Genomic DNA, 14,863 nt, shown 5'->3' with positions numbered 1-14,863 from the left:
CCTACCCTGCCATCTGGCAAGCCAGACGCTTTACCCCATGTTGCACCCTGCCCTCCTGCCAGCTTGAACAGCAGGCAGGAGGCGCGCCGCTCCAAGGCCATTAGCGCGAACTCCCCGCCCCCTCCGACTCCGCCTGTAGGCGCTTGAGCTCGGCGTCCAGGTCCACCTGCGGATACTCCCGCTTGAGCATTGCCAGCAGGCGATCGGCGTCGGCGTGCTGCCCAGCCTGGCGCATGCGCAGCACATTGTGCAGTTGCAGCTCCAATGGCGGCGCCTCATTCACATCCGAATGGCCCAGGGTCTCGGCCAGCTGATCCTCGCCCAGCTCCTCATGCAGCGCATTGCCTGCCGGAGCCTGGGCCCGCGCCTCGGCGGCGGCTTTGGCCTTGGCAGATGCCTGAACCTGGGCCTTTGCACGAGCCTCGTCACGCGCCGCACCCAACTCGGCAGACGCCGCTGCGGAATCTGCCATGGCCTCCAGCGGTGCCGGCTGTGGTTTGGCCGGGGCCATTGGTCGCGGCGCAGCGGCAGCCGCCGGCGATACCGAGAAGGAAGCATTCGGCTCCATGGCTCCGGCTATGGATTGGCGTGCGGCTGCCTTCTTCTCCACCGCCTCGGCTTTGCGCTGCTCGAACTCGGCGGAACCCGGCTGGGCCTCACCAGCCACCTGTGGCGCCATCTCACGCAACGCTGGAGATTGCGCGGCGGCGGGCGCTGGTCGGTCGTAGCTGTCGGGCAGCTGCTCGCGGGTATGCAAGGTCAGGTTGAGGCCAATACCGAACACTGCCAGGCCGGCCACGGCCATGGACCAACGGGTGCGGCTACCGGCGCCAAACAGCCAGGCATGCAGGCGCTGCGACCAGCTCAGCCGCGGCTGTGCTACTGCCTCACGGGCGGCGGCGAGGATCATCGCGTCCAGCGCGGCAGACGGTTCGCCCCGGCTGTGCTCGCGGAAGTGCTCCAGCAGTTGCTGTTCCTGCTGCAGATCTTGATCGTGTTGGCTCATGCGGATACCTCCTCGGCCGAAGCCGGATCGGCCAGCAGCCGACGTAACTTGTTCAGCGCATAACGCAGGCGGCTCTTCACGGTTTCAGCCGGAGTACGGGTGAGTTCGGCGATCTGGTGTAGTTCAAGGTCGCCGTGGGCGCGCAGCAGGAACACCTCGCGCTGCTCCTCGGGCAGATCGGCCAGCGCCGCCTGCAGGCGCTCATGATCGCGGCTGAGCAGCAGCTGCTGCTCGGGACCAGGGCCCGGGTCGGCGCTGGCGTGCTGCGCCTCGTCGTACTCATCGAGCTTTCCCTGGTGGCGCCCGCTCTTGCGCCAGTGGTCGATCAGGCGATTACGCGCGATCTGGTACAGCCAAGTCTTGAACAGCACCGCCTCGCGCTGTTCGCTGGCGCTGCGGATCAGGCTCATCCAGGTTTCCTGGAACACCTCCTCGGCCAGTGCGTGATCGCCGCACAGGCCCAGCAGGAAACGAAACAGACCGAGGCGGTGGCGTTCATAGAGTTGCGTGAACGCCGCCGCCTCGCCATTGCGATAACGCCGCAGCAAGGCGGCGTCATCGTCTCTCAAGGGTTGGTTCAATTAGTCGGCCCTGACTTGAACGTTTTGCGGAGTTTGCAGGCTTTGCGCGAGCTCGACCAGTTGGACGAACTCGCCGCGCAGGCCGAACGGATCCTCGCCCTTGGCCCCACGCGCCAGCTTGGCGCTGTCGGCCAGGCCGAAGCTGCCGGTGTACTTGGCATCCTTGAGCTGCTGGGCGAAGGCCGCCACGGCGGCAGCGAAGCGCAGGTCGTCGCTGGCGCTGGCAATCGGCGTCACCTCGCCCTTGGCGATCGGGCGCTCGACCAGCTTGCTGGCACCACCTTCCGGCGCCTTGTAGCGCAGACGCAGCCAGGCGATCTCGCCGGCCTTGCCCTGCTCTTTGGCCTGGGCATAGCGCAGCGGCTCCAGCCAGCCCTTGGCACCCCCCGGCACCACTTCGTACAGGGCGGTGACGGTATGTCCGGCGCCGATCTCGCCTGCGTCGACCTTGTCGTTGCTGAAATCCTCGCGCTTCAGGGCGCGGTTCTCGTAGCCCAGCAGGCGGTATTCGCTGACCTCGGCCGGGTTGAACTCGACCTGGATCTTCACATCCTTGGCCACCACCGCCAGGGTCGAGCTGAGCTGGTCGACCAGCACCTTGCGCGCCTCGCGCAGGTTGTCGATGTAGGCGTAGTTGCCGTCACCGGCATCGGCCAGCTGCTCCATCAGCTGCTCGTTGTAGTTGTCGGTGCCGAAGCCCAGGGTGGTCAGCGACACGCCAGTCTTGCGCTTGTCGGCGGCCAGTTGCTTGAGCGTCTCGAAGTCGCTGATGCCGACGTTGAAGTCGCCATCGGTAGCCAGCAGGATGCGGTTGATGCCGTCCTTGAGCATGCCCTTCTGCGCTTCCTGATAGGCCAGCTGGATACCCGACTCGCCGGCGGTGGAGCCGCCCGCGGTGAGCTGGTCGATGGCGGTACGAATCTTGGCCTTCTCACTACCGGCGGTGGACTCCAGCACCACGCTGGCATTGCCGGCATAAGTGACCAGAGCCACGCGATCCTGCGGGCGCAGTTGATCGACCAGCAACTTGAGCGTGCTCTGCACCATCGGCAGTCCCTCGCGGCGATCCATAGAGCCGGACACGTCGACCAGGAACACCAGGTTGGCCGGTGGCAGCTCGGCGGCGCTCAGGTCTGCGGCCTTGATCGCCACGCGCAGCAGGCGGGTCTCGGGGTTCCACGGCGTGGTTGCCAGTTCGGTGGCGACGCTGAACGGCACGTCGCCCTCAGGCTTGGGATAGGCATAGGGGAAGTAGTTGACCAGTTCCTCCAGGCGTACCGCGTCCTTGGGCGGCAGGCTGCCATCGTTGAGGAAGCGTCGTACGTTGGCGTAGGCACCGGTGTCGACGTCGATGCTGAAGGTCGATACCGGCTGCTGGGCCACGGCCTGCACCGGGCTGCTCTCGATCTTCTGGTACTGCTCGCGGTAAGCATCCTGGTAGCCGAAGGCGGCGCTGTCGGCCATCGGTGCCGCCGGGGCGATCATCGGCATGCTCTGCGGCATGGCCTTGCGCACCTCCAGGGCGCCGGCCACGGCCGCCGGCTGCGCCGCATAGGAGGCGTTGGCATCGACCTCCTCGTGCAGCACTTCCTGCTTGGCCTTGGGCTCGGCCAGCTGGGGCGTCACGGCACGGCTGGCCGGTTCATCGTTGGAAGCGCTGCAGGCGGCCAGGCCCAGCACCAAGGTGGCGCCGAAGCCGGCGAGCAGGGGTTGGCGAATCAGAACGGCGATGCTGGACATGGCGGGGTCTCCTCGGGCGAAAAGTCCATTCGCCTGAGTAGACGCAGCCACCGTCCGCTTCGGGTTAAGCGTTGTTGTTTTCCTGGCAGAGCTGCTTGACCAGCGCACCGAGCGTCATGATGGCCCGCTCGGACTCCCGATTCCACGGCACGCCGCAGGTCAGACGCAGGCAGTTGTTGAATTGCTCGGTGTTACTGAAGATCAGCCCCGGCGCGATGCTGATGCCCTGCTGCAGCGCCCGCACATGCAGCTCCTGGGCGCGGACCTTGCCCGGCAGGCTGACCCAGAGGATGAAGCCACCGTGGGGCCGGGTCATCTGCGTTCCCTCGGGGAAATGCTGCTGTACCGCCAGCTGGTAGGCGGTCATGTTCTTGCGGTATTCCTGGCGGATGTGGCGCAGGTGGCGGTCGTAGCCGCCATTCTCCAGGTATGCCGCGACGCCCATCTGCGTCACGCTGCAAGCCGAGTGGGTGCTGAAGGTCTGCAACCGCTCCACCTCATCCTGATAGCGGCCGGCAATGATCCAGCCGATACGCACGCCGGGCGACAGGGTCTTGGAGAAGCTCGAGCAATACACCACCTGATCGTCACGGTCATAGGCCTTGAGCGCCTTACTGCGCCCCGGCTCGAACAGCAGCTCGCCGTAGATGTCATCCTCGATCACCTGGATGCCGTGGTCGGCGGTCAGGCGCAGCAACTGCTTCTGGCGCTCCTCGGGAATGCTCCCGCCCAGCGGATTGGACAGCCGTGCAGTGAGCACCAGGGCCTTGATCGGCCATTGGTTGGCGGCCAGCTGAAGGGCCTCCAGGCTGAGGCCGGTGGTCGGGTCGCTGGGAATCTCGATGACCTTGAGGCCGAGTACTTCGGCCAGTTGCAGCAGGCCGTAATAGGTCGGCGACTCGGCGGCGATCAGGTCGCCGGGCTGGGTCAGTACGCGCAGGGCCATGTGGATGGCGTCCACGCAGCCGTGGGTGATCACTACCTCTGACGGATCGACCACCACGCCAGCATCGCGCATGCGGATCGCCACTTGGCGGCGCAGCGGCTCGTAGCCGGGGCTGAACATGTAGCTGAACGCGCGCGGGCTCTGGAAGCGGGTGACCTTGGCCAGCTGCTGGTGCAGCGAGCGCACCGGCAGGTAGTCCACGTGCGGCACGGCGGCGCCCAGGGGAAACACGCCGTCCTGGCGCGAATCGTTGAGCACCTGGCTGATGATGCTGCTACGGGTGACCATGGACGGCCGCTCGACGCGCGCGATGTCAGGGGTCGACGCAGTCAGGCCAGCGGTCTGGTGCACGTAGAAGCCGGATTGCGGACGGGCACGGATCAGGCCCATGTCCTCCAGATTGGCGTAGGCCTGCAGCACGGTGGCGTGGCTGACGCTGAGCTGGGAACTCATCTTGCGTACCGAGGGCACGCGCTCTCCCGGCTGGTAGACGCCACGGCGAATATCCTCGGCCAACTGCTGAGCGATGCGCTGGTAAAGCAACAAATTGGTCATGAGATATCCCCTTGCGCGACTGGACCGTAACAGTAGCCAAATACAGATTTAGCGTAGCGGTACAGTCCTACTTTATGCCAACAGTACAGTTTCAGCTGTTGCAGCGTAGCCGTGTATCTGAATGTGCGTTATCGCGGGCGGCACAAACAAAAAACCCCGGGGGATTCCCGGGGTTTTCGTGAGCAAAGGGTAGCTGTCAGCGATAGTCGCCGAGCTTGCCGCTCTCGTCGGAAATGAGGATCTCCACCCGACGATTCTGCGCGCGACCCTTGGCCGAGGCGTTCTCCGCCAGCGGATGAGCCTCGCCATAGCCCTTCACTTCCATGCGCTTGGCGTCGATGCCGAGGTCAACCAATACGTCGGCCACGGCCTGGGCCCGGGCGCGCGACAGCTCGAGGTTCTCAGCGGAGACACCACGGTTGTCGGTGTAGCCCTCGATGCGAATACTGCGGCGCGGGTTGATCTGCAGGAACTGCACCAGCCGCAGAATGGTGCGGTTGGCCGAAGCCTTGAGCTCGGTGCGGCCGGCGTCGAACAGTACATCACCCAGGGTCATCACTAGGCCGCGGTCGGTCTCGCTGGCCGCCAGATTGACCACCTGCTCCTCCATCCACTGCCCTTGCTGCTGGGCACTCAGCAGTTTGGCCTCGCGCAGGGCCAGCTGCAGGCGTTCGCGCTCCAGCTCCAGCTTGACCAGGCGCTCCTGATTTAGATTGAGGTCAGTGTGCTGACGGGCGATCTGGCTGTAGCGCTGGCTGAGGTAGGCGTAGTGCTCGACGTCATCGGCACTACCCCAGTAATTGGACAGGCGATCGGCGCGGGCCAGCGACTCACCCGCCCGGATTACGTCCTTGGGCGAGCTCCGCAGCACATCGGGGTCTTCCTTCACCTGCTGGAAGCTCGCCTCGGCCTCGCTCAGCACCTGCTGACTGTGCTGGCTGGCGCAACCGCCGAGCACCATCAGGGACAGCAGCAGGCCGCTGCTCAGAATCATCTTCGACATTACGGCAGTTCTCCCAGCTGCTTGCGCAAACGGGTGATGCGCGCGTTCAGCTCGTCGAGCTGCTTCTGACTCTTCTGATTGAGCACCTTGGCTTCAGCCAGGCGGGCATCAAGCTCGGCCTGCTCGGCGAAGACGCGGGCGCGCTTGTAGTCTTCCTCGCCCATGTTCTTCTCGGCACGGGCCAGCTTCTGCTCGGCCATGTGCATTTCCTCGATCTGCTGGTCGGCACCGACGGCGCGGGCCTGCTCGACGGCCTGGGTGCTCAGGCGCATCTGTTCGCCAGGCGCCGGGTCGTTGGCACAGCCGGCCAGGACCAGCACTGCCAGGCCAAGGGTTAGGAGTCGATTCACTGAGACTTTTCCTGCTCTTGCGGGGGGACGTCGGCGGCTTGCATCTGCTGAGTCTTCCAGCGCTCCAGATTGCGCTGCAGGAAGGTTTCCGGCAGGCCGGCGGCGGTCAATTCTGTCATCTTTTTCGCCAGCTGTCCGCGCAGCCAGGGGTCATTGCATGCGGAATCGTGCGACAGGGTCAGGTACAGGCCTTCGCTGGATACCGGGGGCTCCAGTGTCTCCAGACTCTCTAGCATGCCCTGGGTGTTGGCCAGCGCCACGCCCGGATAGCGCTCGTACACGACATAGTCGGTACGCCCCAGCAGCAGCTTCTGGAAGGCCTGGATCAGACTGGGCACCTCTTCGAGGCTGAGATTAGCCTTGGCGAAGGCATCGAACTGCTGGCCGAAGCTGTTGTGCACCAGGGTGCCACCAACACGGCCACGCAGATCGTCCCAACCGGTGTAAGGGAAGCCCTGCCCCTTGCGCACCCAGACCACGCTCGGCGTGTTGAAGAATGCAGGGTGAACGTAATCCATGTGCTCCAGGCGTGGCAACGTGAGGAATGCGCCAGCCAGCAGGTCGACTCGGCCGGTGCGCACCTCGTCCTGAGCGCGCGACCACGGGCCAGTGTAGATGATCTCGATCTTCACGCCGAGCTGTTCGCCGATCAGCGTCAACAGGTCGGCATTGGCGCCGATCAGGTGCTGCGGGCTCTGCGGATCGCGCCACAGGTACGGCGGATACTCGGGGTTGCCGGTAGCCACCAGACGCTCGCACTTGCCGGCAGCCTGCACCGCACTCGAAAGCAGGGCTGCGAGCAGCGAGCAGAGTGTTGTCAACGACAGGAGTTTTTGCATCTGTGGCCCCGACTCGATCTAGGTAGCTGGCGGCGGACAACACCGGCCCTGCCTGCTTCATGCTAGCGTAACAGGCACATCTAATAATAATTAGCGATAAGGATTCGCCATGAAAAAACTTGCGATCGGAATAACACTGCTGCTGGCCTGTGCGGCCGGTACTCTCTATTTCTCGCCTACGGCGCTGCTCACCAGCGTGCAGTTCATCGAGCGCCAGCGCGCCGGCCTGTCCTCGCATGAGGTCAAGGTAGACGGGCTGACCATACATTACTACGAAGGCGGCCCCCGCGACGGCGAAACCCTGCTGATGATCCACGGCTTCGGCGCCAATCGTGACAACTGGCTGCGCTTCGCTCGTCACTTCAGCCAGCAATACCGGGTGATCGCCCTGGATCTGCCGGGCTTTGGTGAAAGTGACAAGCCTGACGTCAATTACGATGTAGCCAGCCAGACCGAGCGCCTGCATGCCTTCGTCCAGGCCCTGGGAATCAGCAAGCCGCACCTGATCGGCAACTCCATGGGCGGCCACATCGCCGCACTCTACGCGGCACGCTATCCCGAGCAGGTGACGAGCGTTGCGCTGCTGAACAACTCCGGCATCCTCTCGCCACGCAAGAGCGAGATGTTCGCCATGCTCGAGAACGGCAAGCCGAACCCTCTGGTGGTGCGCAAGGCAGAAGACTTCGACGCGCTGATGCGCTTCGTCTTCGTCAACCCGCCTCCGCTGCCGGAGTCGCTAAAACGCCACTTCGCCGAACAGTCGATGGCCAACCAGCAACAGTACGATCGCATCTTCGTCCAGCTGCGCGAACGCTATGTGCCGCTGGAGCCCGAACTACCGAAGATCCAGGTCCCCACACTGGTGCTGTGGGGCGACCAGGACCGGGTGCTGGATGTTTCCAGCATCGGAGTCATGAAGCCGCTGCTGAAGAAACCCACCATCGTGGTGATGAAGGACTGCGGCCACGCGCCGATGCTCGAGCGCCCAGAGGAAACGGCCCAGCATTACCAGGCTTTCCTCGACAGCCTGTAAGCGTCGAAGGCACAAACAAAAAACCCGCTCGATGAGCGGGTTTTTTGTGAGAGCGAAGAAGCTGGATCAGACCAGTTTCTCGAGCTCCGGTACGGCTTCGAACAGGTCAGCCACCAGGCCGTAGTCAGCCACCTGGAAGATCGGGGCTTCTTCGTCCTTGTTGATAGCGACGATGACCTTGGAGTCCTTCATGCCTGCCAGGTGCTGGATGGCACCGGAGATGCCGACCGCGATGTACAGCTGCGGAGCGACGATCTTGCCGGTCTGGCCGACCTGCATGTCGTTCGGCACGAAACCGGCGTCGACGGCAGCGCGGGAAGCACCAACGGCAGCGCCCAGCTTGTCGGCCAGGGAGTACAGGTGCTTGAAGTTGTCACCGTTGCCCATGCCACGGCCGCCGGAAACAACGATCTTGGCAGCAGTCAGTTCCGGACGGTCGGACTTGGCCAGCTCTTCGCCGACGAAGGACGACTTGCCAGCATCAGCCGAGCCGCTCACCGCTTCAATGGCAGCAGAGCCACCTTCGGCGGCAACCGGGTCGAAACCGGTGGAGCGTACGGTAATGACCTTCACGGCAGCGCTGGACTGCACGGTAGCAATGGCGTTACCGGCATAGATCGGGCGTTTGAAGGTGTCGGCGCTCTCAACGGCGATGATCTCGGAGATCTGGTCGACGTCCAGTTGAGCGGCAACGCGCGGCAGGATGTTCTTACCGTTGCTGGTAGCAGCAGCCAGGATGTGGCTGTAGCCCTTGCCCAGTTCGGCAACCAGCGGCGCGACGTTTTCCGGCAGCTGGTTGGCGTAGGCGGCGTTGTCAGCAACCAGAACCTTGGCTACGCCAGCGATCTTGGCAGCAGCTTCGGCAGCGGCACCGGCGTTGGAGCCAGCAACCAGAACGTGGATGTCGCCACCGATCTTGGCGGCAGCAGCCACGGTGTTCAGGGTAGCGGCAGCCAGGGCGGCGTTGGTGTGTTCAGCGATAACCAGGATAGTCATTTAGATTACCTTCGCCTCGTTCTTCAGTTTCTCGACCAGTTCAGCCACGGACTTGACCTTGATACCGGCGCTGCGAGCAGCAGGCGCTTCGACTTTCAGGGTCTTGACGGTGGAGGCGGTGGAAACGCCCAGGGCGTCCGGAGTCACCACGTCGAGCGGCTTCTTCTTGGCCTTCATGATGTTCGGCAGAGACGCGTAGCGCGGCTCGTTCAGACGCAGGTCGGTGGTGACGATTGCCGGCAGAGCCAGGGCAACGGTCTGCAGACCGCCATCGATTTCACGGGTGACGTTGACCTTGTCACCAGCCAGCTCGACCTTGGAAGCGAAGGTACCCTGGGCGAAGCCAGTCAGGGCGCCCAGCATCTGGCCGGTCTGGTTGTTGTCGCTGTCGATGGCCTGCTTGCCGAGAATGACCAGCTGCGGCTGCTCCTTGTCGACTACAGCCTTCAGCAGCTTGGCGACGGCCAGGGAGTTCAGCTCTTCATTGGTTTCGACCAGGATCGAACGGTCAGCACCCAGAGCCAGTGCGGTACGCAGTTGCTCCTGAGCAGTGTTCGGGCCGATGGTGACGACGACGATCTCGCTGGCGACGCCCTTTTCCTTCAGGCGTACGGCCTCTTCCACGGCGATTTCGCAGAAGGGGTTCATCGACATCTTGACGTTGGCGAGGTCGACGCCGGAGTTGTCCGCCTTGACGCGAACCTTGACGTTGTAGTCGACCACTCGTTTGACAGCTACAAGAACCTTCATGGATTCCTCGTTACTCTCCGGTGAATAAGAATGTCGCCAAGGCAAGCCTGGCCAGTGATGCAGGTCGGCCGGAACCGACGGTCAGCCCATACGGCGAACGCAAAACCGACCGTATCTTGACCGGAACGCCTTTTTCGGTCAACACGAATAAACCCCATTTATCGCCCGCCAGCCCTTGCGCTATATGGCTTTGACAAAATTCAAACAAACGTTTGTATTGGACGTGCAAGGGCCTGTATATATAATGCCCAGCGCGCAGGCCACAGAAAGCCTAGCCATAGCCAAATCAATAACACCGAAGAAGCCTTGAGTAGGAGATTCTCTGTGGAACGCGAATTTATGGAATTCGACGTCGTCATCGTCGGCGCCGGCCCTTCGGGCCTCTCCGCCGCTTGCCGACTGAAGCAGAAGGCCGCCGAAGCCGGCAAAGAAATCAGCGTCTGCGTGGTCGAGAAGGGTTCCGAAGTCGGCGCTCACATCCTCTCTGGTGCGGTCTTCGAGCCGCGCGCCCTGAACGAACTGTTCCCCAACTGGAAGGAACTGGGCGCGCCGCTGAATACCGAAGTCAAGCGTGACGACATCTATATGTTGAAGAACGCCGACAGCGCCATCAAGGTCCCGGGCCTGTTCGTGCCCAAGACCATGCACAACGAAGGCAACTACATCATCTCCCTGGGCAACCTGTGCCGCTGGCTGGCCCAGCAGGCCGAAGCCCTGGGCGTCGAGATCTACCCGGGCTTCGCCGCCCAGGAAGCGCTGATCGACGAGAACGGCGTAGTGCGCGGCATCGTCACCGGCGACCTAGGTGTCGACCGTGAAGGCCACCCGAAAGAGGGTTACTACACCCCGGGCATGGAGCTGCGCGCCAAGTACACCCTGTTCGCCGAAGGCTGCCGCGGTCACATCGGCAAGCAGCTGATCAAGAAATACAACCTGGACAGCGAAGCCGACACCCAGCACTACGGCATCGGCATCAAGGAAATCTGGGACATCGACCCGGCCAAGCACGAGCAAGGCCTAGTGGTACACACCGCCGGCTGGCCGCTGGACGTAGTCGGCACCGAGAACACCGGTGGCTCCTTCCTCTATCACCTGGAAAACAACCAGGTAGTAGTCGGCCTGATCGTCGACCTGTCCTACGGCAACGCCTTCCTGTCGCCGTTCGACGAGTTCCAGCGCTACAAGCACCACCCGGTGATCAAGCAGTACCTGGAAGGCGGCAAGCGCGTCGCCTACGGTGCTCGCGCGATCTGCAAAGGCGGTCTGAACTCGCTGCCGAAGATGGTCTTCCCGGGCGGCGCCCTGATCGGTTGCGACCTCGGCACCCTGAACTTCGCCAAGATCAAGGGCAGCCACACCGCAATGAAATCCGGCATGCTGGCCGCCGACGCGGCAGCCGAAGTGCTGCTGGCCGACGGCCAGGGCGGCGATCTGCTCAATGGCTATGTCGATGGCTTCAAGGCCAGCTGGCTGTTTGATGAGCTGTTCCGCAGCCGTAACTTCGGCCCGGCGCTGCACAAGTTCGGCCCGGTCTTCGGTGGCGGCCTGAACTGGCTGGACCAGAACGTCTTCGGTGGCAAGATCCCCTTCACCCTGCACGACACCAAGCCGGACTACGCCTGCCTGAAGCCCGCAGCAGAATCGAAGCGCATCGACTATCCGAAGCCGGACGGCAAGCTGAGCTTCGACAAACTCTCCTCGGTGTTCCTCTCCAACACCAACCACGAGGAAGAGCAGCCCTGCCACCTGAAGCTGACCGATGCCAGCATCCCGCTCAGTGTCAACCTGCCCAAATACGACGAACCGGCGCAGCGCTACTGCCCGGCCGGCGTGTACGAGGTGGTGACCAAGGAAGACGGCGAGAAGAAGTTCCAGATCAACGCGCAGAACTGCGTGCACTGCAAGACCTGCGACATCAAGGACCCGGCCCAGAACATCACCTGGATCGCTCCGGAAGGCACCGGCGGCCCGAACTACCCCAACATGTAATTCGAGCCGTACTGAAAAAGCCGCCGCAAGGCGGCTTTTTCATGCCTGTCATTCGCCGGCGAAGGCCTGCTGTAGCTCTGCGATGTCCAGCCTCTTCATCCGCAGCATGGCCTCGGTCGCCCGCTGCACGGCAGCCTGATCTGGCGCCGCTAGCAATTCCAGCAGCAACTCTGGCACCACCTGCCAGGACAGGCCGAAGCGATCCTTCAGCCAGCCGCATTGCTGCGCCTCCGGCGCCCCGCCCTCGCCCAATCGCGTCCAGTAGTGATCGACCTCAGCCTGAGTCGCGCACATGATCTGCAGCGAAATGGCCTCATTGAAGCGAAATACCGGTCCGCCGTTGAGCGCAGTGAATGGCTGCCCATCCAGCTCGAAGGCCACCGTCATCGCCGTGCCCGGCGCCTTGCCGTGAAACTCGAAACCCGCTTCGCCATAGCGGGTCACCTGGGTGACGCGCGAATCGGCGAAGATGCCGACGTAGAAAGCCGCAGCCTCCTCCGCCTGCTCGTCGAACCACAGGCATGGAACAATCTTCTGCAAGCGCATGACGTCTCTCCTCTGTCGAATGGCGGCGACAACCACCTTCCCCTCTTGGTCGTTCGGGCCACGACAAAATAGACAGCACAATGAAAAAGGGCTCCCGAAGGAGCCCTTTTTGTCTAGCGCAACACCGATCAGTGAGCGAACAGCGAACCGCCGTGCTTGCCGGCCAGTTTCTCCGGCTTGATCAGGAAGCGAGCCAGGGCTGGCAGCAGCCACAGTGCACCGAACATGTTCCACAGCAGCATGAAGGTCAGCATCAGACCCATGTCGGCCTGGAACTTGATCGCCGAGAAGATCCAGGTGACCACGCCGATGGCCAGGCACAGGCCGGTGAACAGTACAGCCTTACCGGTGGAACGCAGGGTCTGGTAGTAGGCCTCTTGCAGCGGCATGCCGGCCCGCAGGAAGCTTTCCAGGCGGCTGTAGATATAGATGCCGTAGTCGACACCGATACCCACACCCAGCGCGATCACCGGCAGGGTCGCCACCTTCACGCCGATACCCAGCCAGGCCATCAGGGCGTTACCCAGGATGGAGGTGAGGATCAGCGGCAGGATGATGCACAGCATGGCGCCGAAGGAGCGGAAGGTGATCAGGCACATTACTGCCACGCAGATGTACACCAGGATCAGGATCTTCAGCTCGGAGGTCGCGATCACCTCGTTGGTGGCCGCCTCGATACCGGCGTTACCGGCGGCGAGGAGGAACTGCAGGTCATCCTTGTTGTTCTCCTTGGAGAACTCTTCCACTACGCCTACGGCGCGCTTGAGGGTCGCGGCCTTGTGGTCGTTGAGGAACACCAGCACCGGCGCCAGCGAGCAGTCTGCGTTGTACAGGCCGTCGGCACGGGCGATGGAGTTGTTGAGGATGTCCGGGTTGCGCGACAGGGTCTCCCATTTCAGGCTGCCCTCGTTCATGCCCTTGATCACCTGCTTGGACACGCTGACCATCGAGATAGCCGACTGCACGCCCTCGGTGTTTTCCAGACGCCACATCAGCTCGTCTATCGGCGCCAGGGTCTGGTGCGTGGAGCAGCCTTCGTTCGGAGTCTTGACCATCACCACCAGCACGTCGGAACTGGTCGAGTAGTTGCTGATGATGAAGTCGTTGTCCTTGTTGTATCGCGAGTCCGGACGCAGCTCCGGCGCACCCTGGTCGAGGTCACCGACCTGCAGGTTGGCCTTCTGGTACCAGAAACCGGCGACACCGGCCGACAGGGCGATGACCACGGAGATCGGCGCCACTACCGGATGAGCGAAGTTGGACAGCAGACGCCAGAACGGCTGATCGCGGTTGGCTTCGCGCTTGCTGCGTTCGACGGCCTTCTTGCTGATGCCGATGTAGGAAATCGCAACCGGCAGCAGGATCAGGTTGGTGAACACGATCACGCCCACACCGATGGAAGCACCGATGGCCAGTTCGCGAATCACGCCGATGTCGATGATCAGCAGGGTGATGAAGCCGACGGCGTCCACCAGGATGGCGATCATGCCCGGCAGGAACAGCTGACGGAAGGTACGGCGCGCCGCGGTCAGGGCGTTGTCGGCATCGCTCGACTGCAAGGCGATACCGTTGATCTTCTGCACGCCGTGGGAAATACCGATGGCGAAGATCAGGAACGGCACCAGCATCGAGTAAGGATCGAGACCGAAGCCGACCAGGTGCATCAGGCCGAGCTGCCAGACCACCGCGATCAGCGTGGTGGACAGTACCGAGACGGTGGAGCGGATGCACCAGCTGAACCAGTACAGCAGCACCAAGGTGATCACGAAGGCGACGCCGAAGAACATCACCACCATGATCAGGCCATCGATCAGGTCGCCGACCTTCTTGGCGAAGCCGACGATGTGCACCTGCACATTGGCGTTCTGCAGTTGGTACTTGTCGCGGATCTTCTCTTCCAGTTCATGGGAGAACTTGCGGTAGTCCAGCTTGAGCAGCTTGCTCTGGTCGTTCGGGTCCGGGTACTGCTCGAGCAGCGGCACATCGATGATGCTGGAGCGGAAGTTGTTGGCCACCAGACGGCCAACCTGACCCGATTTCAGCACGTTGCCGCGCAGCTCAGTGAGGCTCTGCGAGGAGCCGTCGTAGGTCTGCGGGATCACTTCGCCGCCGTCGAAGCCCTCTTCGGTCACTTCGGTCCAGCGCACGCTCGGGCTCCACAGCGACTTCAGACCGGAACGGTCGACGCCGGGGATGTAGAACACCTCGTCGTGGATCTGGCGCAGGGTCTCCATGTAGTCCTTGGTGAAGATGTCGCCATCTTTCGCCTCGACGGAGATACGTACGGTGTTGCCCAGGTTGGCCAGGTCGTTACGGTGCTCGAGCATCTTCTCGATGAAGGGGTGCTCCAGCGGGATCATCTTCTCGAAGCTGGTCGAGGGACGAATCATCGACGCCTGCCACAGCAGCAGCAGGGTGACCACTGCGCAGATCGCGATGACCACGGGCCGGTTGTTGAAGATCAGGCGCTCGAGGAAGGTCGCCTTATCCTGGTGATGGCTGCTCATGGAACTCATATGCTCATTCGCC

13 protein-coding genes are annotated in these 14,863 nt (G+C 62.9%); 2 read left to right on the top strand and 11 right to left on the bottom strand.

The window, feature by feature from the left end:
• Nucleotides 1–100: 100 nt before the first annotated feature.
• The 7 genes from PTT45_RS07730 to PTT45_RS07700 form a co-directional block, all read right to left on the bottom strand.
• The gene (locus PTT45_RS07730) at nt 101–1,006 is read right to left on the bottom strand and encodes a hypothetical protein (protein WP_273812498.1); all 906 of its coding nucleotides are present in this window, start codon (nt 1,004–1,006) and stop codon (nt 101–103) included.
• Nucleotides 1,003–1,587 carry an RNA polymerase sigma factor gene (locus tag PTT45_RS07725; protein WP_273812497.1) on the bottom strand — a complete coding sequence of 195 codons (585 nt, stop codon included), beginning with the start codon at nt 1,585–1,587 and terminating at the stop codon, nt 1,003–1,005. The genes PTT45_RS07730 and PTT45_RS07725 overlap by 4 nt, the downstream gene beginning before the upstream one ends.
• Entirely contained in the window at nt 1,588–3,327 is a 1,740-nt protein-coding gene (locus tag PTT45_RS07720; RefSeq protein ID WP_273812495.1) for a vWA domain-containing protein, read from the bottom strand.
• A 64-nt stretch (nt 3,328–3,391) separates the two neighbouring features.
• A complete protein-coding gene (locus PTT45_RS07715) occupies nt 3,392–4,828 on the bottom strand; it encodes an aminotransferase-like domain-containing protein (protein ID WP_273812494.1) in 1,437 nt (478 codons plus the stop codon).
• A gap of 196 nt (nt 4,829–5,024) precedes the next feature.
• The gene (locus tag PTT45_RS07710) at nt 5,025–5,822 is read right to left on the bottom strand and encodes an OmpA family protein (protein WP_443218164.1); all 798 of its coding nucleotides are present in this window, start codon (nt 5,820–5,822) and stop codon (nt 5,025–5,027) included.
• An 8-nt stretch (nt 5,823–5,830) separates the two neighbouring features.
• A complete protein-coding gene (locus tag PTT45_RS07705; protein WP_273812492.1) occupies nt 5,831–6,181 on the bottom strand; it encodes a DUF4398 domain-containing protein in 351 nt (116 codons plus the stop codon).
• Nucleotides 6,178–7,020 carry a substrate-binding periplasmic protein gene (locus PTT45_RS07700; RefSeq protein ID WP_273812491.1) on the bottom strand — a complete coding sequence of 281 codons (843 nt, stop codon included), beginning with the start codon at nt 7,018–7,020 and terminating at the stop codon, nt 6,178–6,180. Before PTT45_RS07700 ends, PTT45_RS07705 begins: the two co-directional genes overlap by 4 nt.
• A 109-nt stretch (nt 7,021–7,129) precedes the next feature.
• Between PTT45_RS07700 and PTT45_RS07695 the strand changes: the two genes are divergently transcribed.
• On the top strand, nt 7,130–8,053 hold the full coding sequence (locus PTT45_RS07695) for an alpha/beta fold hydrolase (RefSeq protein ID WP_273812490.1): 924 nt from the start codon (nt 7,130–7,132) through the stop codon (nt 8,051–8,053).
• A 66-nt stretch (nt 8,054–8,119) separates the two neighbouring features.
• Here the strand turns inward: PTT45_RS07695 and PTT45_RS07690 are convergent, their stop codons facing one another.
• Together PTT45_RS07690 and PTT45_RS07685 are read right to left on the bottom strand one after the other, a co-directional pair.
• Nucleotides 8,120–9,049 carry an electron transfer flavoprotein subunit alpha/FixB family protein gene (locus PTT45_RS07690; RefSeq protein WP_273812488.1) on the bottom strand — a complete coding sequence of 310 codons (930 nt, stop codon included), beginning with the start codon at nt 9,047–9,049 and terminating at the stop codon, nt 8,120–8,122.
• Nucleotides 9,050–9,799, bottom strand: a complete 750-nt coding sequence (locus tag PTT45_RS07685; protein ID WP_043310197.1) for an electron transfer flavoprotein subunit beta/FixA family protein — start codon at nt 9,797–9,799, stop codon at nt 9,050–9,052.
• A gap of 306 nt (nt 9,800–10,105) precedes the next feature.
• Here PTT45_RS07685 and PTT45_RS07680 point away from each other — a divergent pair, with 306 nt between their 5' ends.
• Nucleotides 10,106–11,788 carry an electron transfer flavoprotein-ubiquinone oxidoreductase gene (locus tag PTT45_RS07680; RefSeq protein ID WP_273812487.1) on the top strand — a complete coding sequence of 561 codons (1,683 nt, stop codon included), beginning with the start codon at nt 10,106–10,108 and terminating at the stop codon, nt 11,786–11,788.
• Nucleotides 11,789–11,836: 48 nt separating this feature from the next.
• On the opposite strand, the gene PTT45_RS07675 is transcribed toward PTT45_RS07680, so the two are convergent.
• Together PTT45_RS07675 and PTT45_RS07670 are read right to left on the bottom strand one after the other, a co-directional pair.
• A complete protein-coding gene (locus tag PTT45_RS07675) occupies nt 11,837–12,334 on the bottom strand; it encodes a VOC family protein (protein WP_273812485.1) in 498 nt (165 codons plus the stop codon).
• Between the two features lie 128 nt (nt 12,335–12,462).
• Nucleotides 12,463–14,850: an efflux RND transporter permease subunit gene (locus tag PTT45_RS07670; RefSeq protein ID WP_273812484.1), complete on the bottom strand. Its 2,388-nt coding sequence runs from the start codon at nt 14,848–14,850 to the stop codon at nt 12,463–12,465.
• Nucleotides 14,851–14,863 lie beyond the last annotated feature (13 nt).

This window comes from Pseudomonas sp. Gutcm_11s, from assembly GCF_028649395.1.
In the GTDB taxonomy this organism is placed as follows: Bacteria; Pseudomonadota; Gammaproteobacteria; order Pseudomonadales; family Pseudomonadaceae; genus Aquipseudomonas.
Note: the sequence above shows the minus strand (reverse complement) of the source record. Positions and strands in the feature narration are given on the sequence as shown.